Source organism: Beggiatoa leptomitoformis (assembly GCF_001305575.3).
GTDB classification, from domain to species: Bacteria; Pseudomonadota; Gammaproteobacteria; order Beggiatoales; family Beggiatoaceae; genus Beggiatoa; species Beggiatoa leptomitoformis.
Window position 1 is genome coordinate 3,489,552 of record NZ_CP012373.2, and the last position, 25,116, is coordinate 3,514,667.

Genomic DNA, 25,116 nt, shown 5'->3' on the forward strand with positions numbered 1-25,116 from the left:
AGAACAGGTGGTTAAATAAAAAGACAGTTGCGCTTAGAATGCGATGAGATGTGGTCATTCGTTGGGTAGCGTTAACAGAAAGTTTGGATATGGTTAGTGAGTATCGGATAGAGACCCACAAGAGGTTGTTGGGATTGCCTGATGCTGAGGGAGCGCAAGCACTATGGGACTCGCTCCCAGCGGTGTATAGCGCGGACTTCTGGAAAGCCTACGAGAAAGCTCTCTCCTGTAAATGGTATAAGGCGGCTGGGAAGGAGACGAGATTGACCAATCATATTGAGCACTACAGAGTGTCAATCGTTTAGGAGGAAAACCTTATATTTCTCCAAGACAGATAGAAAATCACATTGGAGCCATCATCTGTAGCAACCATGGGTATATCACATGACAATGAGTTAGTGAATTGGCACGGGCTAAAAATAACTCATTGGATGCGAGCATTCAGTTCGGAAAAGATAACATAGAATCCATGTATCAACGCTTGATTCAAACTGGTACTTCTAACGAAAATTGAAACAATTAGAGTTTTTTAAGCTAGAATCCCTTTCTAATACAAAAGGATTATAAACTGATGGCGTCCCTAGGGGGGTTCGAACCCCCGTTACCGCCGTGAAAGGGCGATGTCCTAGGCCTCTAGACGATAGGGACGTAATTGAACTAACTTTAAGAAGTGGTCATTCTACTACTAAATAAACAATCTTGCAAACCACTTTTTTCAATCTTGGTGGAGCTAGACGGGATCGAACCGTCGACCTCTACAATGCCATTGTAGCGCTCTCCCAGCTGAGCTATAGCCCCATTAATCTGGAAAGCGCAAATGATAGAAGGATTCTTATAGTCTGTCAAGCATTGCAGTAGTAATTTTTCCTGCTGCTTAGAAATCTAATGCGTCTTACACTTGCTGATATCTGTTCTAACCATTTAAATATTAGGTATTTAGTTTATTTTAAATCTTGGATTCTACTTCGTCAGAATTTGACAACATTGTAAAACTTTGGCGAGTGGGTAATAAGCGGCCATTTTACACTTTACAAGCTTGTTAGCAGTTGCCTTGCCACTGCAAGCAGTGACCAAACTATTTTCTAGGTAATAAAAAGATGGAATATTGCAATAAAAGTTGATGCAAGATTTAAATACCGCTATCATAAACAGCTCTTCATTAAGTTGTTATGCGGGTGTAGTTCAATGGTAGAACTTCAGCTTCCCAAGCTGATAGCGTGGGTTCGATTCCCATCACCCGCTCCATGTTTTCAATCACTATTCTGACGTGGTTGCAGTTACTCTAGCAATTCATCAGCGTTCCCAGTGGAACAATTGCCGTTTTTCCCGCGCACTCAATTTTATCTTTTTTGAGAAATATTCCCCTGTATTACGCATTAACCCTGCTCCCTTTTTTGGCAATCTTAACTATTAGCGCGTTGTTTTTGTAAGCGGGTTAATACGTCTTGAGAAGTTGTTATTTTTGGCTTGGGGGATTCCAACATAGGCTGTTCACGAACAACTACGCCCACCACAGGTTTTTCAATTATTTGTTTTTCTTTATACTCACGTTCTATTTTTTTTCGCATGAACATAGGTAACAAGTATAAAAACGCACCAATGCCGGGAAAGAAAATGATGCACAGTAACCAGATATAGGATTTCTTTAGAAAAGCATGAAAAATTGCAAAGATTGTTAAGCCAAGTAGTAAAATAAATGGCAGTAGAAACAAAATATTAATAATAATATAACTTGTTATCATAAGTCACCTTAAAAAATTTTCTTGAAACAAGCGCTAATAGTGAGAAAAATTTGCATTATCAATCTGATGTAATGGGTTTTTCTGTTAGTTCATCGCTCATAGGGATGTTTTTTGTTAGCTATAAATTTTCAAATTGTCTTTTAAAACAATGTTTGCATACAGTAAAAGTTTATGATTGCATATTTTATTTTATTGTTCAATAGATTAAGTGTTTTTATTCTAAATCACTCGCGTGATAGTATTTTCAGATGTACCGAGTTTTATCGCTTTTAAGGGATTTTGTACAGAATTTTGTCTGAACACTTAGAGGTATCGCGGGGATTTGTAGTCGATAGGTAACTGAATATTTATCTTCAGAATGACTAATTATTACCTGATTGATATATCTGTTTTTTCTATCTCGACAGCGCGTAACCTCTAAGAGAATTTTACTAAACGAGTTAAGTCAACCCGTTATATAACTGCAGTTGCTTCAATTTCAACTAAATAATCATCATTCACGAGTTTAGAGACTTCTAAAACGGTTGTTGCAGGACGAATGGCACTAAAAACCTCACCATGTGCTTTACCCACCGCTTGCCACTGGCTAATATTTGTGACGTAAATTCTTGTACGAACGACGTTTTCTAGTGATGCACCTGCATCTTTTAACGCCTTTTCAATCTTTTGTAGGATAAATTGGGCTTGTTGATAAGGATCATCTTTTCCAACAACGCCGTTATCTCCAGCGGCAACTGTGCCGCTTACTTCAACCACATTTCCCACCCGTACTGCACGAGAATAACCGATAGTTGCTTCCCAAGGAGAACCACTAGAAATTAATTGATGTTGCATAATATCCTCAAATAGCTGTTAATTATTGCGTTTATCTTGCTTGTTTAAAACGCCTTGTCAGGCACAATGCCCGCATAATATACCTATATTTAGATTTAAAAGATTGCCTGAATCGGTATTTATCTGTATTTTCAGTGTTTTTAGCGTAAAAAGCGAATTAAATTTGTCCTGTTTTTTGTACGGGCAGAAAAATAAATAAAAATATCTAGTAACATGATAATAATGGCTATTTCGCATTTTAGTCATTCGGGCTAAATCACCATGTAACATTTTGTTATTTTGTTGGGGAAAAAAATGACAACAACTTATTTTCGTTATCTATTTATTGGTGGAATGTTAATAACGGTTTCTTGTGTACATGCGGATATTGTATTAGATGGCAGTATTGGTGCTGTGACTGAAACAACACGTTTAGAAGAATCTTCTCTTACCTTACCCGCTGTAGGAGAGCAGCGCGCTTTTATCATTAGCCCTGATTTGGGTGTGCAATATGGTACAAATTTATTTTATAGTTTTAAAGAGTTTAACTTGTATGCTGGCGAGATTGCTAATTTCGCGCTTACTTCAAACAGTAGCAATGTACAAAATATTATCAACCGTGTTACAGGGGGAACAGCCTCTTTTATTGATGGTTCAATCATATCTGACCTTCAAGGAGGAAATTTGTTTTTTATCAATCCTGCAGGGGTGATTTTTGGGGAACATGCGCAAATTGGATTATTTAGTGCTTTTCATGTTTCTACCGCAGATACTTTATTACTGGGCAATAATGAAGGTGAATTTAATGCCCGTTATCCAGAGCAAAGCCTACTGAGTAGCGCGCCCCCTAGTGCTTACGGTTTTTTAACGGATACGCCTGCCCCGATTAGCTTAAAAGGAGCTACTTTAGTGAGTGTTGATAATGATATTTCCTTAACAGGTGGCGATATTACTATTGATAACAGTTCATTATGGGCAGTTTCACAAGAAATCGCTTTAGTCAGTTTAGCCAGTCAAGGCAAGATTGCATTTAATTTGGAAAATACGCAAAAAGACAATGTTGCTATTGTAGCGACCAAACAAGGCAATATTGCTTTAAATAATAGTTACCTCATTGTTTCTGGCGGACAAATACAAGATAACTTGCTTAATATTAATGCGATTACCCAAAAATCAGGAGATATTTATATTTATGCAGGTGATTTTTATGTTAAAAACAGTGCATTAATCAGTGGTGGGGTTTTGAGTGTTTCCATTGATGGAACAGATACCTATCAAGTTAATGCAAATATTATTAATAATGAAGATAGTGGGGATATTTTTATGCAAATTAATTCCCTTAAGTTAGAGGATGGTTTTATCGCTACGTTCACAAATGGTAGTGGTAACGGTGGAGATATTTACGTTTTAGCAAATGAACGTGTCGATATTGGTGGTACAAGAACTGATGCGATTAATACAAATTTATTATTAACCAGTCAAATCAGTGCTAATACCTTAAGCACTGCGGATGATGCAGGACAAGCAGGACTTATTTACATCGAAACACCCGAATTAACCTTGCATGATGGAGGGAAACTGGAAAGCTCCTCTTCTGGCAGTGGCAATGCAGGCGGAATTTTTATCCGTGCAGGGAATATTAATATTCTGGGTAGTACACAACAGGATACTAACGATAGTCCTTACAGCGGTATTTTTGTCAATGCCTTAGACCCCTCTGCAACGGCTGGCGATGCGGGCATCATCTCTATTGAAGCAAACAACTTACGTTTAGTTGATGGTGGACTGATTAGTAGCAGCACCGCAGGGAATGGCACTGGCGGGGTGATTAACTTATCACTGAATGGCAATCTGACTATTGGCAATGGCAATACCGTTAATCCCATTATAACGACGCATGATTTACTTGATACTGTCGCCAACAAAACAGGCAGAATTGGCGTGGTTAGCACGACAGAAAATACAGATACTTCATCAAATATCCCAACAAAACAACCTATTACTACAAGCGGTATTCTTGCAGCTTCAGAAAGTCGTGGCAATGCGGGTTCTATTATCATTCAAGCTCAAAATATTGATATGAATAATGGGTTTATTACTACAATTACCTTAGGCGCGGGAAATGCGGGCATGGTTGATATTAATGCGGATAATCTATCCATGACCAACGGGGCGAATATTTCTAGCCCAACAGAAGACAAGGGGGATGGTGGTATGATTTCCCTCAATATTCAAGACACTTTAAACGTTCAAGGTGGTGAGTTAAAAGAAAAATTTGCTTATCCTACCGTTATTCAAACCAGTACGGCTAATACAGAATTAGACAATGCAGGACAAGCGGGGCGGATTAAAATCAATACAGATAAGCTCATCATACAAGATGCTCTTATTACCAGTGCAACGCGTGGTTCTGGGATAGGCAATCGGATAGAAATCAACGCAAACGCAATAGAAATAAGTAAAGATAAAGACTCAAATAGTGACGCGATGAGAGCGGGCATTTATGCAAGTTCCGAAAGTGCGCAAGAAAATGCAGGGCAAGCGGGTGAAATTTACATGACAACGCAGATACTCACACTCAAAAACGGCGGAAGTATCAACACCTCCACCCAAAATGCAGACGGTGGCAATATTTGGGTAACACTCCCCAATCAACTTTACCTCCGCGATGCGGGCAACATCACCACCAGTGTGAGCGGCGGTACGGGTAACGGTGGAAATATTAGTGTTCAGTCTCCTCAATTTGTCGTTGTCAATCATGGACAAATTGTGGCACAAGCGACGGAAGGTAATGGTGGAAATATTACGATTGCTACTGAACAATTTTTAGCCTCAGCCGATGCGGATAGTCTAATTGATGCAAGTTCACAAAAAGGCATTGCTGGACAAATTGTTATCACCTCACCCATTGTTGATATTAGTGGCAATGTCATCAGTTTACCCAGCAATTTTTTAAATGCAACCGCGCATTTACAAGCCAAATGTTATGATTTAAATGAACAACTTGAAAGTCGCTTTATTGTTCGCAATTTGCAACGTATCGGTAAACACCCTGAAGAATTAAGAACAACGGGTTATTTGCCTAAAAAGTCAACGCAACCCAATCCAACAACTGCGTTGCCAGACATAAACGGACAATTATTTGTTCAAGTACGATGTGGGAAAAAAACGGCGTGAATCACATTTTTGTGAAAAAATAGGCGTTTAAATTAGCATTGTTAGAATGTAGAGGGGATAAACAGCAATAATGTTACTTTTGTTTATACCCAAACATTAACGCGATGGGTAGCCCTTCTGCCAGCATTTGCCGAGCAATATGTTGGGTTGTTTTACTGATACCCAGATGGATAACACCGTTGATGTGGTGGTATCCGTATTGCTTTATGTTCATGCCGAAAAATTAATGCAACCGCTGAATCTCTTCCGCCGTTAATTGGGTCACTTTGGTAATTAACGCAATGGGTAAGCCTTCTGCTAGCATTTGCCGAGCAATCTGTTGGGTTGTTTTATTGATACCCCGTTGCTCGCCCCGTTGCTCGCCTAGCTGTATGCCCTCTTCAAAACGCTTTTCGTAGCCTTCTCTAAACAAGGGATTTTCCATTAAATTAACGCGAATACTCATGGTACGAACCTCTTCTTTTAGTAAATTGGGTAGTTCTAATGGTCTAAGTCCCGATAAAATGGCTAGACGTGTTATGACATCATTTCGATGATTTTCTGTTAGCGCCGCAATTTTGTTTAAAACCCGTCTAACCGCTTCACGACGGTCTGGTAAACGACCTAGTAAACTTAAGATATTATCGCTGATTTCTTCACTTTCTAATAAGCTAAGACAATCTAACTCGCGAATATCAATTAATTGATAAGAAAAGTTTAGCTGTTTATGTTGGATAGTGGTGGTAAAACGGCTGGGTTTGTTGCCGACATATAATACTTGTTGTATCGGTTCTATTTGATAAGCCTGATATATCAAGCTGTAATATTCCAATTCACGCCATTGCATGTCTGCATCATTATCACTTTGTAATTCTAAATGGTGGATTTGTCCATTAGCTAATTTTGCAATAATATCAGGGCGACGTTGTTTTGTTTGAGAAAACTCTAGGTTTAATAATTCTACAGGTAATGCACCCCATAAAGTTTGAAAAAGTTGTTTTGGCAATTGTTGAAATAAGTCTTTTAGGGTGATGTCGTAGTGCATAACGTTTATTTATATCCTTATTGATTGCTTTAGCAGCGTTGCGCTAGGTATTTAGCAAGCAAGTTTAGCCCTTATTTTATTATCTTTTTTTAAAAATTTATAAAGTTCAAACCAAAATGATGATAATAGAAGCCAATAATTCTGAACATTTTCATTCAGACAAAAAAATAAATTTGATTTGACGTTGACGTAAACGCTAGTAGAATTCGACAGACTAAAGGATTTATATAAAAACAATGAAGTAACCATCACAAAGGAGCGTCTTTCATGACGAAAGCTAAACATATTGCCCACATCCCCGCTGTTTATCAGGCAACGCACAAAATCCGTTTTGTTACCGCCGCCAGTTTATTTGACGGACATGATGCAGCTATCAATATTATGCGCCGTATTCTGCAAGCCTCTGGCGCGGAAGTTATTCATTTAGGACACAATCGTGCTGTTGATGAAATTGTCAACGCGGCGATTCAAGAAGATGTACAAGGGATTGCGATTAGTTCTTATCAAGGCGGACATGTCGAATATTTTAAATACATGATAGACCTGCTAAAAGCACGTGGTTGTGCGCATATTCAAGTATTTGGCGGGGGTGGGGGCGTGATTGTTCCCGCAGAAGTTCAAGAATTACAAGATTATGGGGTTGTTCGCCTTTATTCGCCAGAAGATGGGCAAAAAATGGGCTTGCAAGGCATGATTAACGACATGCTTGCGCGGTGCGATATTGCATTGGCAACGCATCCATTGCCCAAGTTAGACGCTGTTGAACAAGGCGATTGGTTGGCTTTATCTCGATTAATCACTGCCTTAGAAAATAATCAATTATCAGATACTGCTTATCAACAACTCCGCGATAAAGTTGGCAAATTAACCCATAAACCGCCCGTTTTGGGGATTACAGGCACAGGCGGTGCGGGAAAATCTTCGCTAACAGATGAGTTAATTCGCCGTTTTCGTTTAGACCATAGCGACCAGTTAAAAATTGCGATTATCGCGGTTGACCCTTCACGGCGCAAAAGTGGCGGCGCGTTGCTTGGTGACCGCATTCGTATGAATGCGATAGATTCCCCACAGATTTATATGCGTTCTTTGGCAACACGGAGTAGTGCGGGTAATGAAATTCCTGATAATTTAGCGGATATTATCGCGCTGACTAAATTGGCGGGTTTTGATTTAATCATCGTTGAAACCTCTGGTATTGGACAAGGTGACGCGGCGATTGTTCCACATGTTGATGTGTCTATGTATGTGATGACACCTGAATTCGGCGCGGCTAGTCAGTTAGAAAAAATTGATATGCTCGATTTTGCTGACATTGTTGCGATTAATAAATTTGACCGTAAAGGTGCGAAAGATGCGGTGCGTGATGTGCGTAAACAGGTGCAACGTAATCGCCAAGCCTTTACGCAAAGCGTCGACGAGATGCCTGTTTATGGGACTATCGCCGCGCGCTTTAATGACGATGGAATTAGTGCGTTATATCAGGGCTTGCTCGATGTGTTCGGTGAGAAGTCATTGGCTGCGTGGCAATCTGGGGGGAAATTACCGCGTGTTAGTGTGAAAGAATCTTCTGATACAACGATGATTATTCCGCCCGCTCGTCAACGTTATTTAGCTGAAATTGCGGATGCGGTGCGCGATTATCATAAAACGATTAAGCAACAAGCACAGATTGCCCGCGAGCATCAGCAGTTACAAGCCTCGCAGGCGATGTTAGCGAAAATTGGGCAGTCGGTTTTTGCGTTGGATGAGTTAATTCAGAAAAAAGAGCAGCAACTTGATGTTAGAGCGCGAAAATTGTTAGATATTTGGCATTCGGTTAAAGACAGTTATGCAGGGGATGAGTATGTAGTAAAAATCCGCGACAAGGAAATTCGCACTCGTTTAACGCATACTTCGTTATCAGGCTCGCGTATTCCTAAAGTGTGTTTACCGCCGTATGAGGACCATGGTGAGTTATTGAAATGGTTGTTAAAAGAAAATTTACCCGGTAGTTTTCCTTATACGGCGGGTGTCTTTGCGTTTAAACGTGAAAATGAAGACCCTACTCGTATGTTTGCGGGCGAGGGCGATGCGTTCCGCACGAATAAACGCTTTCATTATTTATCTAAAGATTCTCCTGCTAAACGGCTTTCTACTGCTTTTGATTCTGTTACGTTGTATGGGTTTGACCCTGCTGAACGCCCTGATATTTATGGTAAAGTGGGTAATTCTGGTGTCTCTATCGCAACGCTTGAAGATATGAAGGTGTTGTATAGTGGTTTTGATTTGTGTTGTCCCAATACATCAGTGTCGATGACGATTAATGGCCCTGCACCGACAATTTTAGCGATGTTTTTAAATACGGCGTTTGACCAGCAGATTGCGCGTTTTGAGAAGGAAAATCATCGTCTGCCCAGTGATGAGGAGATTGATAAAATTAAAGCGTGGGTGTTGGAAAATATGCGCGGTACGGTGCAGGCGGATATTCTTAAAGAGGACCAAGGGCAAAATACGTGTATTTTTTCTACAGAATTTAGCCTGAAAATGATGGGTGATATTCAGGAATATTTTGTACATCATGGCGTGCGTAATTTTTACTCGGTTTCTATTTCGGGTTATCACATTGCTGAGGCGGGCGCGAATCCAATTTCACAGCTTGCTTTTACCTTGGCGAATGGTTTTACTTATGTAGAAACTTATTTAGCGCGGGGAATGCACATTGATGATTTCGCGCCGAATTTGTCTTTTTTCTTTTCTAATGGGATGGACCCTGAATATACTGTGATGGGACGGGTAGCGCGCCGCATTTGGGCGGTAGCGATGCGCTTTAAGTATGGTGCGAATGAGCGTAGTCAGAAATTGAAGTATCACATTCAAACATCAGGACGTTCATTACATGCGCAGGAGATGGCGTTTAATGATATACGCACGACCTTGCAAGCCTTGATTGCGATTTATGATAATTGTAATAGTTTACATACGAATGCGTATGATGAAGCGATTACCACACCAACGGAAGATTCTGTGCGTCGTGCAATGGCGATTCAGATGATTATTAATCGGGAATGGGGATTGGCGAAAAATGAAAATCCGTCGCAGGGTTCATTTATTATTGATGAGCTTACGGATTTGGTGGAGGAGGCGGTTTTAAAAGAGTTTGAGCGGATTGCAGAACGGGGTGGTGTGTTGGGGGCAATGGAGACGGGGTATCAGCGCGGGAAGATTCAGGAGGAATCGTTGCATTATGAGATGTTGAAACATGATGGGACATTGCCTTTAATTGGGGTGAATACTTTCCGTAATCCTCATGCGGATGAGATAGAAATAAAAGTTGAATTAGCGCGTTCAACTGAGGCGGAAAAGCAGAGTCAGTTAAGCCGTTTAGCGTTATTTCAACAGACGCATGAGTCGGCATCGGTGGCAATGTTAGCCCGTTTACAGCAAGCGGCGATTCAGCATGAAAATGTGTTTGCGGTGTTGGTGGATGCAGTGCGGTGTTGTTCGTTAGGACAGATTACGAATGCGTTGTTTGAGGTGGGCGGGAAGTATCGGCGAAATATGTAAATAGGGTCTCAATCGGGATTTTCGGGGGAATTGTTGGAATATCCTGATTGAGATGTTAAGGGATAAAGAAAGCTGTTTAGGTGATTTTCCTTTAAAATCAAGAAGAGAGTTCTACTTTTCGAGGGTCGAAAAATCGGGGGTTTTCTTGAAAACAGATGTTTTTAATTGTTTGATTTATAATAAAATTTCTTTATGCAAGAAACGTGCAAAAGAGTTCTACTTTTTCGATGATTTTTTTGTGAAAAATTTGGCTTGTAACTGGGTAAAAAATATGCGATTATTTTAGCCATCGGGGTTGCAGCCTTACACGCCAATGCAGGCGATTGAAACACCATAATCCCTAGGTGGACTTTGACATACGTGTTGCAGCCTTACACGCCAATGCAGGCGATTGAAACAGAAGCGACTTGATAACGCTACGAATTCTGGTTGCAGCTTTATACGCCAATGCAGGCGATTGAAACTTCATCAAATGTGTCTCGCCCGTCGATTCATGTTGCAACCTTACACGCCAATGCAGGCGATTGAAACCACAATGGAATTGATGAGTATTTGCTCCCCGTTGCAGCCTTACACGCCAATGCAGGCGGTTGAGACCGTGCATTTCTCGCGCTGTTAAAATCAAGAGTTGTTGCAGCCTTACACGCCAATGCAGGCGATTGAAACATAATCAACGATGGCGATGTTGCGTAGTGTTGACGTTGCAGCTTTATACGCCAATGCAGGCGATTGAAACTCATCTATAAAAATCTATTAAGCACTTACCGTTTGTTGCAGCCTTACACGCCAATGCAGGCGATTGAAACTTGTCAGTCTCTCCACCATACTGCATTAGTTCGTTGCAGCCTTACTCGCCAATGCAGGCGATTGAAACTTCAGAGCATGGTGGAATACGCTGCGCTATTCCACCCTACGTTGCTAGGTTGTGGCTTTACTCGCTAATGTGAGCGGTTCAGTCCATAAAAAAAGCCTCAGTATTTTGAATACTGAGGCTTTTTTTATGCCGTTTTAATCAATGCTAAAAAGGATTGATGGATACTGAATCTAACCCGCTACTATTTAACTAATAATGCTGTTATCTAATACTTGTTGACGTAATCGCTCAATAACACTGACTAAATGCCGTAATCCAATCGGTTTAGCAAGATATTCATTTGCACCTACATTCAAACACCGCTCCCTATCTCCACTCATGGCTAAAGCTGTTACTGCAATAATCGGAACCGTTTTAAAAGTTTTATCCGCCCGCAAGTGTGTGATAGCATCCAACCCATTCATTACAGGCATTTGTATATCCATTAATATCAAATCTGGATGCAATTTATTCGCGCTTTCAATCGCTTCTATCCCATTATGCGCAATCGTTGTGCGATAACCTTTTAAAGTGAGATAGTCAGAAATCGAAAGAATATTGGCATCGTTATCATCAACAATTAATATCAATGGGTTATCATCTGGTTTATGCAATTCTATGGTTGCTGTTTCAGCCGTAGGCGCGGTTGTTGGTGCAGTATTATCTATATCATTAGGTCGCCATGGGAGCGTAATAATAAAACGGCTACCTTTACCCATCTCACTATTTACCTGAACATCGCCACCATGCAAGGCTGTTAGACGACGCACAAGGGCTAAACCCAGTCCAGTCCCCTCATGTTGGGTGGTATTCAGTTGGGTAAAGGGTTTAAATAAATTGGATAATTCATTTTTATCAATACCAATACCCGTATCCCATATATGAATTTCAAGCGTTTTTTTGTCAGGAATGCCTTTATATTCCAAACCGATTTCCCCTTTTTCAGGGGTAAATTTAACCGCATTAGTGAGCAAATTGATTAAAATCTGTTTCAAACGGCGTTCATCTGCTTCAATTTTATTAACATTATGGTCATAATGCGTAGTGACACGAATTTTTTTCCGCAAAGCTTGCTCACGAATAAAATTCATACTCGCTTGACAAACACCCTCTAAAATCGTGCTTTGAATTTCTAGCTCCATTTTACCAGCCGCAATTTTAGATAAATCTAATATATCATTGATTAATGCTAATAAATGCCGTCCGCTGGTATCAATATTAGATAAGTATTTTTGTTGTTGCGCGTTAACTACGCCATAAACTTGTTCCTGTAAAATCTCTATCAGCGCGAGAATGGAATTTAACGGCGTGCGCAATTCATGGCTCATATTGGCTAAAAACTCATCTTTAAGACGTGAAGCGCGCAAAAGCTCCTGATTTAACAAACTCAATTCTTGCGCTTGTTGTCTAACGGCCATTTCCATTTCATAACGCGCCGTCACATCACGCCCAATACCACGATAACCAATATATTTACCCTGAGTATCTAACATAGGCACACCGTTCATTTCTAAAATAACAAGGTGTCCATCTTTGTGTAGCCATTGATTTTGAACAAAACGAAAGGGCTTTTGTGTTTGTAAATAAGGATTGATGGTTTGAATGGCTTGTTCAGTTTCTTTAGACGACATAAAACTGTAAAGCGAGCGTCCCTGAATTTCTTCAGGCGTATAGCCTAATAAATCAGCGACTTTAGGGCTGGAATAGACATTAATAAAATGAGTATTTGTTTCCCACACCCAATCACTACTGGCTTCAACCAAGGTGCGAAAACGTTCTTCACTGGCTTGTAAGGCTTGCGCTGCGTTTTTTTGCTCGGTGATGTCTTCTAATATCACCAATAACATCACAACTTTTTTATCTTGCCCTAGCACCGCGACTTTGCGAGTGTGTGCAATCCGTTCACCCAAGGTTTTGCTATGAATGATTTCCTCAGGAATATCAACTAAAGAACCATTATTTAATACTTGTCTATCATAGGTTTGATAAAGGCTTGCTTCTTTAACGGGAAAAAAATCATAATCCGTTTTTCCTAAAACATCGGCTTCATTTAATCCAAATAATTGTTCGCAATACTTATTCCAAAGAATAAATCGTAAATTTTCAGGCTCTTTTGCAAATAGTGCGAGCGGTAAATGGCTCACGATAGTGTTTAAAAAATCTTTGGTTTGCCGAATCTCCAATTCTGCCGCTTTTCTAGCCGTTATATCACTTTCAATCGCCATAAACTGCACAATTCGCCCTTGCTCATCACAAACGGGTTGGGTCTCAATGGCGACTTCATAACGTCGTCCTATTTTACTGTAATTCACTAATTCAACTTGAAAAGCATTACCTTCAGCCAATTTTTGACGCATGTATTGAACAGTATTTGGGTCTGTTTCTACCCCTTGTAAAAAATGCCCCGGTACTCTGCCGATTACTTCATGCAATCGATAACCCGTCATGCGGGTAAAGCCTTGATTAACCCATTCAATACGTTGTTGTGCATCGGTAATGATAACGGCATTATTTGTTCTTTCTACAACAAGGGCGAGTTTGCGAATTTCATTTTGATTACGTTCTTGTTCTAAAAGCATTGTATTGAAGGTTTGCGCAATCAGACCAATTTCATCCATTGCTAATCGTGGCATCAATATGATTTTATTATTATTAGTTTGTCTAGAAATCGCATCTCGAATTATTTTTGCAGGATGTAGGACTAAGCGATTGAGTAATAAATAAATAGCCGTGCCAATCAATACCACAAATCCCAAACTAAAAGAGAAGATATGCCAGAGGGTTTCGCTTTGTACGGTATAAATATCACTGGTATTAACGATTAACAACATCGCACTATTGGATGAAATCGGCTCAGCACTTTGAAAATCTTCATAAAACCGTAATGGCATAATAAATCGTAGTTCTTGCTGATTAATTTGGTCATAGTAAGGACGATTATCTTTAATAGCATCGACTAAATGGGTATATAGCAATGTGTCATGAAATACTGCGTCAAGCGGTTTATGAATAAATTGGCGATTAGTGGTTGCAATAACCCGTAAAGGCTCACCACTTAAAATCAATACATCTTGAATATCATCGTCATTTGCGATTAACGATATAAATCCCTGTAGTTGTTCAGTATTAATAAAAACTCTTTCAGTCGCATAGCTAATAATTTGCATGGTTTGCTTCGTTTGTTTTAATACCTGCATTTCAATTTTATTGATAAAAAATAAACTAAATAGCCATGTAAAACTAATTATGCCTAATAACCCTAATGCAATAAGTGGAATAGAAAACTTCCAACGCAGGGATAAGTACTTTATTTTTTGATATTTTCCTTCTATTTCACTCACCTTTGATACCTCCTTTTAATGCCTTTCATCATTCATACTGCGCTATACGCTACTTCAATTTAAATATGTTCAGAACTTATTGTCCTATCTAAATAAAAACTTTAAATATGAAAAAGTATATACAGCTCTTTGCTTAAATTTTAATTAGACCTACAAAAACTTAAAAATGACTTTGTTTTTTCAACAAGAAACGGGGTAACTGAGTTATATTAATCCTATTTTTTAAAAAACAACAAGTTAATTGTTAATAAATAGATTATTAATTTGATTAAATTTTTTTATCTAAAAAAGATGCAAGATAAGTAAATATAGGCTTTACCATAAAACCTCACTTGGGAAACCGACGTTTAAACACAAAATTTGTTATGATTTACTCTTTTAACGCTAGGGAAGCTATAGCCATTTATTCACCATGCCTACACCACTTGCTCGCTATCAACGTGATTTACAGCGTCCTGATTTTGTGTCTGATGAAGCACAAAAACGGGCAGTTCAACACACACAACAACTTTATGAAGCCCTTATTCATGCAAATACTCCCCCAACGGATAGTTTATTAAGTGTGCTACGCGCTAAACTTAGTAAACGTAAAAAAGAACCTGTAAAAGGGTTATATTTTTGGGGAGGCGTGGGGCGGGGGAAAACATATCTTATTGATAATTTTTATGATTGTTTGCCGTTTTCAGAAAAAATGCGGATTCATTTTCATCGCTTTATGCGACAAGTTCATGAAGATTTACAAAAGTTTAAAGCGTTACAAAATCCACTAACCCATGTTGCCCGCCATCTTGCCCAACAAACGCAAGTTTTATGCTTAGATGAATTTCATGTTGCAGACATTACGGATGCTATGTTACTCACAGGCTTGTTAAAAGCCTTGTTTGATAATGGGGTTACATTGGTTTCTACCTCAAATGTTGCGCCTGACCTTTTGTATAAAGGAGGATTACAACGGGATCGTTTTTTGCCTGCTATTGCCTTATTAAAGCAATACACGCAGGTTTTAAATGTTGATGGTGGCGTTGATTACCGCCTACGAACATTAGAACAAGCAGAAATTTATCATTACCCGTTAGATGCCCAAGCAGACATCAATATGCTAAATAGCTTTATGGCACTGTCGCCAGAAGAAGGGTTTAATAATCAAGCCTTAGAAATTAATGGGCGTTCTATTCAGACTAAACGTTGTGCAGATGGCATTGTCTGGTTTGATTTTGAGGTGTTGTGCAATGTGCCACGGGCAGTCAGTGATTATATTGAAATTGCACAATGTTTTAATACGGTATTTTTAAGCAACATTCCAGTATTAGATGTGTATAAAGATGATCATGCGTTGCGCTTAATTAACTTGGTGGATGAGTTTTATGACCGTAACGTCAAGCTCATTGTATCCGCAGCAACATCGGTCGATAAATTATATACAGGTCAAAGACAAGCGTTTCAGTTTCAAAGAACGATTAGTCGATTGTTAGAAATGCAATCACATGATTATTTACAGCGTCCGCATTTGCCATAATTTAATTATTTCATCCCTCTCATAGTTTGGGATAACGCTTGGGGGTACGTGATGACGTATCCCTTGATGTTTGCGATATTATTATCCTACCTAATTTATAGAACCAACAAAAACTATGTCATACCTCATTATTCTTGAATGTTTAAAAATTGGTATGTTAGCGGTGGTTTTAGCTTCTCTATCCGTTATAAATCAACAATTAAAAAACACACGCAAAACAGGATGGTATTTGCTTTTTGGTGGTTTTTGTCTTATCAGCCTAGAAAAAAGTTTTTATTTAAGTGCGGAAATACCGTTACACAGCACGGATTTTATAGTGACTGAGTTAATATCGCTATGTGGTTTTATAGGGTATCTGCTTTTTGTCAGTGGTATTTTTTACGTTTTACCATACGGGTCAAAATTATCACGTATGGTGCATCGTTACTTATTAAAAAAACAAAAAAAACAGGTAAATATCAAGGCGAATTCTGAACTATTAGCACAAGAAACCTTAGCCCGTTTAAACGAGCTGATTAAAACCTCGCCATTAGCGGTTATGGAATGGGATGAAAAAGGCATCATACATCGCTGGTCGTTATCGGCTGAAAAAATCTTTGGATATAGCGAAGCGGAAATATTAGGTAGAAATATTTTTGAGGTTAATTTTATTTATGAAGAGGATAGCGAGCATGTTTTAAAAGTAAAAGACCGCCTACTCATGGGGATAGAACAAAACAATATTTGTGTAAACCGTAATTACTCAAAAGATAAACGGATTATTTTTTGCGAATGGCACAATTCTGTACAACCTGCAACGGATAACTATCCACTGTCCGTTTTGTCTTTTGCACAAGACATTACTGAACGTGAAGAACATCATCAAGCCCTACATAATAGTGAAGAAAAATTTCGCCAAGTTACTGAACATCTAAACGAAGTTTGTTATGTAGTAGATTTACAAAGTCAACGAATTATTTACGTTAACGCCGCCTTTGAACAAGTATGGGGAATACCCGTTCAACAGTTATTAACAAACCCACATGTCTGGTTAGATGCAGTCCATCCAGAAGATAAAAAATACGTTAAAACTTTATTTTTTAATGATTTTTTTCAAGAAAAAAACCTAACATACCATCAAGCAGAATACCGTTTGTTAAAAGCGAATGGGGATATTTATTGGGTTCGTGATAAGTGTTATCCCGTGATAGACAGAAATGGTCATGTCTATCGCTTGGTTGGTATTGCTGAAGATGTTACCTACTATAAAAATACAGAAAACACGTTACGTGAACAACAAGAACTCCTTTCTCAACGCAATATAGAATTAAGTAAAACTTACGAAAATCTACAATTTCATATTGATAACTCGCCTTTTGCTATCGTTGAATGGGATGCTGAAGGACAAATTAGCTATTGGTCAACCACAGCCGAAAAAATGTTTGGTTGGTATGCCAGCGAAATGTTAGGCAAAAGTTTATTTGAAGTTGATTGGGTTCATCAAGCAGATATTCGTGTTATAAAAATCTTAATTAAACGCCTAATCTGTCGCGAAATGTCCACTATCATGCACATTAGTCGACATTACACTAAAGAAAAACAACTCCTTTTTTGTGAATGGCATGTGTCTGTCCGTTTGGATGAACAAGGACAAATTTTGTCTTTACTCAGTTTTGCCCTAGATGTCACGCTACGCGAACAATTACGATTGACCTTACAATACAGTGAAGAACAATTTCGGCAATTGGCAGAACACATTGAGGAAGTTTTTTATATTTTTGATATAGAACAAAATAAATTGCTGTATATCAGTCCTAGCCATGAAAAAATTTGGGGACAATCGACAAAAGATTTATTACAAAATCCCGCGTTATGGGCAGAAATTATTCATCCTGATGATCGCAATATGGTGGAAAAAGCATTTCGTCGTTTCCAACAGGGAGGGGAATTTATACAAGAATATCGCATTATCCGCGTAGAAGATAAAGAAATCCGCTGGATTAGGGACAGAAGCTATCCTATTTATAACGCAACGGGACAACTATATCGGGTAGTAGGCATTGCTGAAGATGTCAGTGATTATAAATACGCAGAAATTGCACTTAAGCAAAGTAAAGTTGAATTACAACAACGTAATTTTGAAATCCGCGAATTATACGAGTTCACTCAACAATTGAACTATCGTTTAAACATGGATGAAGTGCTACGAATTTTTTACGAATATCTATACCGCTTAATCCCAGCCATCACCTGTAGCTGTTTTATCAGTAATGATACGAATAGTTATCAGCTATTTATCGCAAGCCGAGAAAAACTAAGCCCCACACTTATACAAAATATTCGTGAAGAAGTGTTTGCAACGTTGACTTCACTCAACCCGCATCATGGGATAACCGCTGAAGAAATCCCCATCGTCTGGTTAAAACAATATAGCTTACAAAATACCTTCAATAACACAACGCTATTATCAAGCCGTTTAAACATTCCTTTAGAAAAAACTACACCAACTTTACAAAATAAAGCAAAGCCTAGCAGTATTTTATGGCTAGGCACGGTGATGAAAGATGCTTTTACCCATAATCAGTTGCGTCTTTGCTACATATTTATTAATCATTTGGCAAATACATTCAAACGTATTCAAGAAGTTTTTATCAAAGAACAACGAGACTTACAAAGCATTGTTATGTATTTACCCATCGGGGTGGTTTTATTTGATAAAAAAGCAAAAATCCTATTTGTTAATCAACAAGCACAACAGTATTTTCCCTTTCTTATCGATGACAATAAGGATTATTTAGCAGAAAAAATTTTTAACCCATTGTTATATAATACTAATAGTGAACAAAACTATCTTAACCGTCAATATATTAATATTGAAAATCTTTTTTTAGAATTAACCACGCGCCAATTAGATTATGGCAGTTATAGCACACACTATTTAATGGTTATTCAAGATATTACCGAACAGAAAAAGATAGAAAGTGCTTTAAAAGCTGAAAGAGTATTACTTGCCCAACAAGTTGAAAAACGCACCGCTGCATTAAGTGATGCCAATTTGGAATTAGCCAAAGCCAATCGCCTAAAAGATGAATTTCTTGCCAGCATGAGCCATGAATTACGCACCCCTTTAAATGCAATTTTAGGGATGTCAGAAGCACTGAATGAAGAAGTCTATGGCAAGCTGAATGAAAAACAACATAAATTTTTACATCATATTCATGAAAGTGGACAACATTTATTAGCCCTTATCAACGATATATTAGACCTTTCTAAAATTGAAGCGGGCAAAGTTCAACTAATGTTAGATACAACGAATATTGCAGAACTTTGCCAAAGTTGTTTAACATTGATAAAGCAACAAGCGGAAAATAAAAAATTACATGTTCATTTTCACTTAGATGGACAGGCACAAGTTATTTATGCCGACCAACGCCGTTTAAAACAAATTCTCCTAAATTTACTCAGTAATGCCGTTAAGTTTACGGCAGAAGGCGGAGATATCGGCTTAGAAGTTGAACACGATGCCGAAAAACAAGCCATTCACTTTATTATTTGGGATAAAGGCATCGGTATTGATAATGAAAACATGCAACAGCTCTTTAAACCCTTTACCCAACTTGACAGTCGTCTATCCCGACAATATGAGGGAACAGGATTAGGCTTAGTGTTAGTACACCGCCTGACAGAATTACATGGCGGTAGCATTAAGGTAGAAAGCCAAGCAGGACAAGGAAGCCGTTTTACCGTCTCTTTACCCGCCGTATCTGAAAAATGGCGCGCTTATATACAAAGCGAAGACCCACAAATTGTCTTAAAACCACCTAGCACCATCAATGCAACAATCGCCCAACAAGCACCCCTGATTTTAATTGCCGAAGACCACCTTAATAATATTCTGGTACTGATAGACTACTTAATGGCACATGGTTATCGAGTAAACACCGCTCGCACAGGAACAGAAGCACTAGAACAGTTACACGAAGAAACACCGCATTTAATCTTGATGGATGTACAAATGCCCGGTATGGACGGCATAGAGGCAACGCGCCAAATTCGCTTAAACGCACAATTTGCTTCGCTACCCATTATCGCCATGACAGCACTCACAATGCCCGGTGATCGTGAACAATGTCTTGCTGCGGGGATGAATGACTACATCAGTAAACCATTTGCACTCAAACAACTGCTTAACCTGATTCAACAATATCTCGGCGTAAAAACGGAAAAAACCTAAAAAAATAATGCTAAAAGGGTGAGAAGCCCTGAAAAAATCCCCCTTAGCATTTTTCAATTACAGTCATTCAATGATAATATAACGCCTCCTTTGGTTGACGTATCTATGGAATTAAGTTAATGAAGAAACTGACTTTAGCACTCTACATTTTGCTTGGTAGTCCGTTTGTCTATGCGACAGAACAAGCAACAGGCAATGGCGCGATTGTTGGCACTGCTGAGGCAGGTAAAGCCAAAGCAACAACGGTTTGCGTCGCCTGTCATGGCGCGGATGGCAACAGCATAAACCCTGAATGGCCAAGCCTAGCAGGACAACATGCCAGTTATATTGAGCAACAACTGCATGATTTTAAAGCAGGCGTTAGAGAAAATGCATTAATGTCGTCACAAGCGGCAAATTTGACAGAACAAGAAATAGCTGATTTAGCAGCCTATTTTGCAGACCAAACAAAGAAACAAGGCGCGGCATCTAGTGCAGAATTAGCCACCCAAGGTGAGAGAATTTATCGTGGAGGCAATCAAAGCACAGGACTGCCCGCATGTGCAGGCTGTCATGGTCCTAAAGGCAGTGGCAATGGCGGGGCAAAATACCCTGCATTGAGTGGACAACATGCTAAATATGTGCAAAAACAATTGGCAGATTATAAGAGCGGTGCGCGAGGTAGCAAATCTGATCAAGCAACTAAACTTATGATGCGCCAAATTGCACAAAAGCTGTCCACTGAAGAAATAGCCGCTGTTGCAGAATATATTTCTGGTTTACATTAAACTTTGGTTTACAGTCTCTTGTAAAATAAAGAGTATATGTTGCAGAATTTCTAAAAATACGCCACATAAACTCCTTATTCTTAAAAAAACCAGATTTTACCCAAAGTCTGGTTTTTTTATGTTTGTCAGATAAAAACACACCAGAGACTTTGCTATTCATCAATATATAGTAACCGTATTTTAAAAAGAGAATAAGAAATGACCTATTCAATAGATTTCCGTAAAAAAGTATTAAAAGTGAAACAAGAAGAAAATCTCACCCTAGCAGCGGTAGCGAAACGCTTCCAAATAGCCATCGCAAGCGTCGTCAGGTGGAGCAAAGTATTGGAAGCCAAAGGAACACGTAACAGACCAACTAAAATAGACATGGAAGCCCTAAAACAAGATGTTGCATTATATCCCGATGCTTACCATTATGAACGCGCAGCCCGTTTTGGGATTACGGAAGGCGGGATTCGCCATGCGTTAAAACGTCTAGGGATTAGCCGTAAAAAAAACCCTCAAACATCCCAAAGCCAACCCCGAAGCACGGCAAGTCTTTCAAAACAAAATGAACCGTTATAAACAATCTGATAGGCAAATTGTTTTTATCGATGAAAGTGGTTTTGCTCATGATATGCCACGCCGTTTTGGTTATGCCCCTATCGGCAAACGTTGCTCTGGCACGCAAGATTGGAATGCAAAGGGACGTACTAATGTCATCGGGGCTTTGCTCAATTTTTGTTTATTAACGGTCTCTTTAGTTTCTGGGGCGATTAATTCCGATGTCTTTTTCGCTTGGATAACCCAAGACTTACTTCCTAAACTCCCTCAGAATTCTGTGATTGTGATGGATAACGCCACTTTTCATAAACGTAGTGACATTCAGCAGGCTATTTTAGACGCTGGGCATCTCTTGGAATATTTACCGCCTTATTCGCCTGATTTAAATCCTATTGAGCATAAATGGGCTCAGGCTAAGACTCTCCGTAAACAACAACATTGTTCTATTGATGAGCTCTTTTTACTGAATTCTATTTAATCTTTTTATAGTACTGTTGCTATACATATAGGTTTTGTCTATTTTGATACGGATAACACCCCAAATCGTGTTATCCGTGCCATTAAATTAACCTGTATTACGCATTCCCGCTGAAATTGCATTAATAGAACGAATCAAGGGGTCAAACCAACGTTTGGCTTCTTCAGCATTACCACTTGCAGTGGTTTGGCGATATTGTCCCAATAAATAAACCTGTATTGCATTGAGTGGGTCTATATACGGTAATCGCCGTTCAATCGACAATTGTAACGATGGGTTATCTGCAACCAATTCGCTAATATTCGCCACTTGCAACAAATATTGTTCAGAACGAACATACTCCGCTTCTATCATGGCAAAGATTTTTTCCGCTTGTCGCTTATCGCTACATAAATCTGCGTAACGACGGGCAATATCCATTTCTGTTTTAAATAAAGACATTTGAATATTGCTTAACAACGATTTAAAAAACGGAAATTCAACATACATTTTTTGCAATTTTGCTAAATTATCCACATCTTTATCACAAAATTTCTCTAATGCTGTTCCCAACCCAAACCATGCAGGCAATGTATAACGTGCTTGTGACCAGCCAAAAACCCAAGGAATAGCACGAATGGAATATTTTGATGGGTTATCAGAACGACGACGTGCAGGGCGTGAGCCAATATTCATCAAGCCAATTTCAGCAACAGGCGTTGCATCATAGAAAAATGGCATAAAACCTTCCGTGTGATCCGTCAACAAGCGATATTGTTTTTCCCCTTGTTTTGCAAGGTAATTCATAATTTCTATGTAACGGCTATCAACGGATTTATGCTTATGCATTAACACACTGCTGGCTTTAAGCAAACCTGCCGCGCCAACGGTCAATTCATACATGGCGGTTTCAGGATTACTGTATTTATACGCTAACACCTCGCCCTGCTCAGTAAATTTGATTTGCCCATGTACTGTGCCTGCTGGTTGCGAAATAATCGCTTCATAAGTAGGGCCACCGCCCCGCCCAACCGCGCCACCGCGTCCATGAAATAGACGACATGCCAGTTGATTGGCTTCTGCTAACGCGGTGATTTTTTTCTGTGCTTCGTGTAATAACCATGAGGATGTGATAATACCGCCATCTTTACACGAATCGGAATAACCCAGCATGACTTCTTGCGTATTGCCAGAAGCCCGTAACAATTGCCGATAAAAAGGCTGGGTAAATAACGTGCTTAAAACGTGTTCTATATGGTTTAAATCGTCAATTGTTTCAAACAAAGGGGATACGCCGATATAACAATATCCCCCATTTTTATCAACCAATTTATACTGTTGCGCTAATAATAAAACCTCTAATACATGGCTTGCGCTATGCGTCATGGAAATAACATAACTTCCAAAGGCATCAGGGCTGATTTCTTGGCGCATATCATGAACAATTTGAAAGACTTCTAGCGTTTCTGCCGTCAGTTCTGACCATCGCGTATTATTGGTTAATAACGCCTGTTCCGTCTGCAATAGCTGAATCAGTAATGCTAAACGCGCATTTTCTGATAAGCTATTATAATCAATATTTTGTGCCGTTAATAACTCAGTAACTGCCTCTGTGTGGCGGGTGGATTCTTGACGAATATCTAATTTCATCAAATAAAACCCAAATGTTTCCACTGAACGAATTAAATCTTTTAGCGCGCCGTCGGCAACCGCTTGGTCGTCATGACTTAATAATGACTGATAAATTAACTGTAAATCAGCCAGAAACTCCGCTTCGTTGGTATAACCAATGCGTTCTTTATCCGCAATCACCATGCCTGTTAATGCATTGTTTAAACGGGCTTCTGTTGCTTCTAAATTATTTTTAATGCGGATACGCATCATTGATAATTTACGCCGATAAATTTCAAAAATATGTTCGCTGTAGGTATAAAGATTATTACGGGCTAATAATCCTGCATCTTGTTCAATACTTTCTAATAAGGCCTGACTGGGTTGGCAAAAGGATTTTGAGTGCGTGATAATATCGCTTAAATCATATAATTGCCGTTCATACTCGCGCAAAATCTCGACTTTTTGCAGCCGTAGGGCTTTAACTGTTGTTGCGGGTTTTACGAAGGGGTTGCCATCTCTATCGCCACCAATCCACGAGCCAAACCGTAGAAAACTGGGTACAACAACCGGGGTTTGATTTGTATCGTTATATAAGCGTTTGATAGTCCGTTCAGCCGCACGATAGGCGAGGGGAACGGCTGTAAATAGACTTTCACGGAAATAATTCAAGCCATTACTGATTTCATCTTCAACGTGCATCTGGCGCAAACGCACTTCGTCGGTTTTCCATAAAATGTGTAATTCCGCTTCCAATGCCGCTTCTAATTCAGCGTGTTCTACCCAACTTAAGCCACGCTGGTCAAGTTTTTCCGTGGCTAAAAAAACGCGCCGTAAGGCTAACATTAAAGTACGACGACGTAATTCTGTTGGATGTGCAGTAAAAACAGGGGTATAAAGTAAATTATCAAATAAGGATTGAATATCTTGGGGGGACAAGCCTGCTTTTATAAATTCCCGAAAGGTCGCATCAAATGATTCTTCCCATAAAGCACCGCCTTTATGTACCTGTTCACGGCGGCTTTGATGTTTAAATAATTCATCAGCAATATTGGTCAGGCTGAAATAAATATTAAAAGCACGAATGACTTCTGATAGCACCTCGGGCGATAACAACGTGATCATCCGCTCCAATTTGTGCTGTTTTACGCTATCAGGGGTTTTTCTGAGTTGAATATAGCCTTTGCGTAATTCTTCTACCGTTGCGTAAACCTGTCCATGCGCACGGGCGCGTAAGACCTTACCGACTAATTTACCGAATAATTTTACTCGACGGCGCAGCGGTTTATCTTTTACGAGGTTTTTCATGGCCTAAATCCTTATTTTGGTAGGTATCTGTGAGGGTAAACAGATGAATAACTTAACTTGTTAGGTGAAAGTTAAGTCGTGCTGTCCCGTCGGATAAACGGGTATCAGTCCTTTAGCCTTATCTTAATGTCTTATTCTTAACAGCCTAAAGGTGACAAGGTTTATTCTGAATAGCTTTTATTGAAGGTGCAAGTGCTTATCATCAGGT

At 39.2% G+C, this 25,116-nt stretch carries 14 protein-coding genes and 3 tRNA genes; 8 read left to right on the forward strand and 9 right to left on the reverse strand.

Annotation, left to right across the window (positions count from 1 at the left end; all coding sequences use genetic code 11):
• Positions 1-572: 572 nt before the first annotated feature.
• Positions 573-648 (reverse strand) — tRNA-Glu (locus AL038_RS14745).
• Between the two features lie 74 nt (positions 649-722).
• Positions 723-798: transfer RNA gene (locus AL038_RS14750), tRNA-Ala, on the reverse strand.
• Between the two features lie 373 nt (positions 799-1,171).
• Between AL038_RS14750 and AL038_RS14755 the strand changes: the two genes are divergently transcribed.
• Positions 1,172-1,245, forward strand: a tRNA-Gly gene (locus AL038_RS14755).
• Positions 1,246-1,403: 158 nt separating this feature from the next.
• On the opposite strand, the gene AL038_RS14760 is transcribed toward AL038_RS14755, so the two are convergent.
• Together AL038_RS14760 and AL038_RS14765 are read right to left on the reverse strand one after the other, a co-directional pair.
• On the reverse strand, positions 1,404-1,742 hold the full coding sequence (locus AL038_RS14760) for a PLD nuclease N-terminal domain-containing protein (protein WP_062154075.1): 339 nt from the start codon (positions 1,740-1,742) through the stop codon (positions 1,404-1,406).
• 453 nt (positions 1,743-2,195) lie between these two features.
• Positions 2,196-2,576 carry a RidA family protein gene (locus AL038_RS14765; RefSeq protein ID WP_062154077.1) on the reverse strand — a complete coding sequence of 127 codons (381 nt, stop codon included), beginning with the start codon at positions 2,574-2,576 and terminating at the stop codon, positions 2,196-2,198.
• Positions 2,577-2,870: 294 nt separating this feature from the next.
• On the opposite strand from AL038_RS14765, the gene AL038_RS14770 reads away from it, so the two are divergent.
• Positions 2,871-5,732 carry a two-partner secretion domain-containing protein gene (locus AL038_RS14770; protein ID WP_062154079.1) on the forward strand — a complete coding sequence of 954 codons (2,862 nt, stop codon included), beginning with the start codon at positions 2,871-2,873 and terminating at the stop codon, positions 5,730-5,732.
• Between the two features lie 73 nt (positions 5,733-5,805).
• On the opposite strand, the gene AL038_RS14775 is transcribed toward AL038_RS14770, so the two are convergent.
• Both AL038_RS14775 and AL038_RS14780 read right to left on the reverse strand, forming a co-directional pair.
• Positions 5,806-5,946 carry a hypothetical protein gene (locus tag AL038_RS14775; protein ID WP_161575469.1) on the reverse strand — a complete coding sequence of 47 codons (141 nt, stop codon included), beginning with the start codon at positions 5,944-5,946 and terminating at the stop codon, positions 5,806-5,808.
• Positions 5,947-5,955: 9 nt separating this feature from the next.
• On the reverse strand, positions 5,956-6,756 hold the full coding sequence (locus AL038_RS14780; RefSeq protein WP_062154081.1) for an Rpn family recombination-promoting nuclease/putative transposase: 801 nt from the start codon (positions 6,754-6,756) through the stop codon (positions 5,956-5,958).
• Between the two features lie 267 nt (positions 6,757-7,023).
• Between AL038_RS14780 and icmF the strand changes: the two genes are divergently transcribed.
• Complete coding sequence (icmF, locus tag AL038_RS14785; protein ID WP_062154083.1) at positions 7,024-10,299, forward strand: fused isobutyryl-CoA mutase/GTPase IcmF; 3,276 nt, start codon at positions 7,024-7,026, stop codon at positions 10,297-10,299.
• A gap of 491 nt (positions 10,300-10,790) precedes the next feature.
• Here icmF and AL038_RS18970 read toward each other — a convergent pair whose 3' ends face one another.
• Positions 10,791-11,039 (reverse strand): hypothetical protein, encoded by a 249-nt coding sequence (locus AL038_RS18970; protein ID WP_414635092.1) that lies wholly within the window; start codon positions 11,037-11,039, stop codon positions 10,791-10,793.
• Between the two features lie 319 nt (positions 11,040-11,358).
• Positions 11,359-14,493: a PAS domain-containing hybrid sensor histidine kinase/response regulator gene (locus AL038_RS14790; protein ID WP_062154085.1), complete on the reverse strand. Its 3,135-nt coding sequence runs from the start codon at positions 14,491-14,493 to the stop codon at positions 11,359-11,361.
• A 412-nt stretch (positions 14,494-14,905) separates the two neighbouring features.
• Between AL038_RS14790 and zapE the strand changes: the two genes are divergently transcribed.
• From zapE to AL038_RS18605, 5 genes are all read left to right on the forward strand, one after another.
• Positions 14,906-16,009 (forward strand): cell division protein ZapE, encoded by a 1,104-nt coding sequence (gene zapE, locus AL038_RS14795; protein WP_062154087.1) that lies wholly within the window; start codon positions 14,906-14,908, stop codon positions 16,007-16,009.
• Positions 16,010-16,124: 115 nt separating this feature from the next.
• Positions 16,125-20,222, forward strand: a complete 4,098-nt coding sequence (locus AL038_RS14800; RefSeq protein ID WP_062154088.1) for a PAS domain S-box protein — start codon at positions 16,125-16,127, stop codon at positions 20,220-20,222.
• 119 nt (positions 20,223-20,341) lie between these two features.
• Positions 20,342-20,989, forward strand: coding sequence for a c-type cytochrome (locus AL038_RS14805; protein WP_062154090.1), 648 nt, complete (start codon positions 20,342-20,344; stop codon positions 20,987-20,989).
• Between the two features lie 198 nt (positions 20,990-21,187).
• Positions 21,188-21,553 (forward strand): IS630 transposase-related protein, encoded by a 366-nt coding sequence (locus tag AL038_RS18600; RefSeq protein ID WP_062154092.1) that lies wholly within the window; start codon positions 21,188-21,190, stop codon positions 21,551-21,553.
• Complete coding sequence (locus AL038_RS18605) at positions 21,540-22,010, forward strand: IS630 family transposase (protein WP_106405021.1); 471 nt, start codon at positions 21,540-21,542, stop codon at positions 22,008-22,010. The genes AL038_RS18600 and AL038_RS18605 overlap by 14 nt, the downstream gene beginning before the upstream one ends.
• An 87-nt stretch (positions 22,011-22,097) precedes the next feature.
• Here AL038_RS18605 and ppc read toward each other — a convergent pair whose 3' ends face one another.
• The gene (gene ppc, locus AL038_RS14820) at positions 22,098-24,908 is read right to left on the reverse strand and encodes a phosphoenolpyruvate carboxylase (protein ID WP_062154094.1); all 2,811 of its coding nucleotides are present in this window, start codon (positions 24,906-24,908) and stop codon (positions 22,098-22,100) included.
• Positions 24,909-25,116: the final 208 nt, after the last annotated feature.

Bases quoted from the DNA above. Each gene is read 5' to 3' on its own strand.
- AL038_RS14760 (WP_062154075.1), bottom strand. From the start codon at position 1,742: ATGATAACAAGTTATATTATTATTAATATTTTGTTTCTACTGCCATTT.
- AL038_RS14765 (WP_062154077.1), bottom strand. From the start codon at position 2,576: ATGCAACATCAATTAATTTCTAGTGGTTCTCCTTGGGAAGCAACTATC.
- AL038_RS14770 (WP_062154079.1), top strand. From the start codon at position 2,871: ATGACAACAACTTATTTTCGTTATCTATTTATTGGTGGAATGTTAATA.
- AL038_RS14775 (WP_161575469.1), bottom strand. From the start codon at position 5,946: ATGAACATAAAGCAATACGGATACCACCACATCAACGGTGTTATCCAT.
- AL038_RS14780 (WP_062154081.1), bottom strand. From the start codon at position 6,756: ATGCACTACGACATCACCCTAAAAGACTTATTTCAACAATTGCCAAAA.
- icmF (WP_062154083.1), top strand. From the start codon at position 7,024: ATGACGAAAGCTAAACATATTGCCCACATCCCCGCTGTTTATCAGGCA.
- AL038_RS18970 (WP_414635092.1), bottom strand. From the start codon at position 11,039: ATGAGTTTCAATCGCCTGCATTGGCGTATAAAGCTGCAACGTCAACAC.
- zapE (WP_062154087.1), top strand. From the start codon at position 14,906: ATGCCTACACCACTTGCTCGCTATCAACGTGATTTACAGCGTCCTGAT.
- AL038_RS14800 (WP_062154088.1), top strand. From the start codon at position 16,125: ATGTCATACCTCATTATTCTTGAATGTTTAAAAATTGGTATGTTAGCG.
- AL038_RS14805 (WP_062154090.1), top strand. From the start codon at position 20,342: ATGAAGAAACTGACTTTAGCACTCTACATTTTGCTTGGTAGTCCGTTT.
- AL038_RS18600 (WP_062154092.1), top strand. From the start codon at position 21,188: ATGACCTATTCAATAGATTTCCGTAAAAAAGTATTAAAAGTGAAACAA.
- AL038_RS18605 (WP_106405021.1), top strand. From the start codon at position 21,540: ATGAACCGTTATAAACAATCTGATAGGCAAATTGTTTTTATCGATGAA.
- ppc (WP_062154094.1), bottom strand. From the start codon at position 24,908: ATGAAAAACCTCGTAAAAGATAAACCGCTGCGCCGTCGAGTAAAATTA.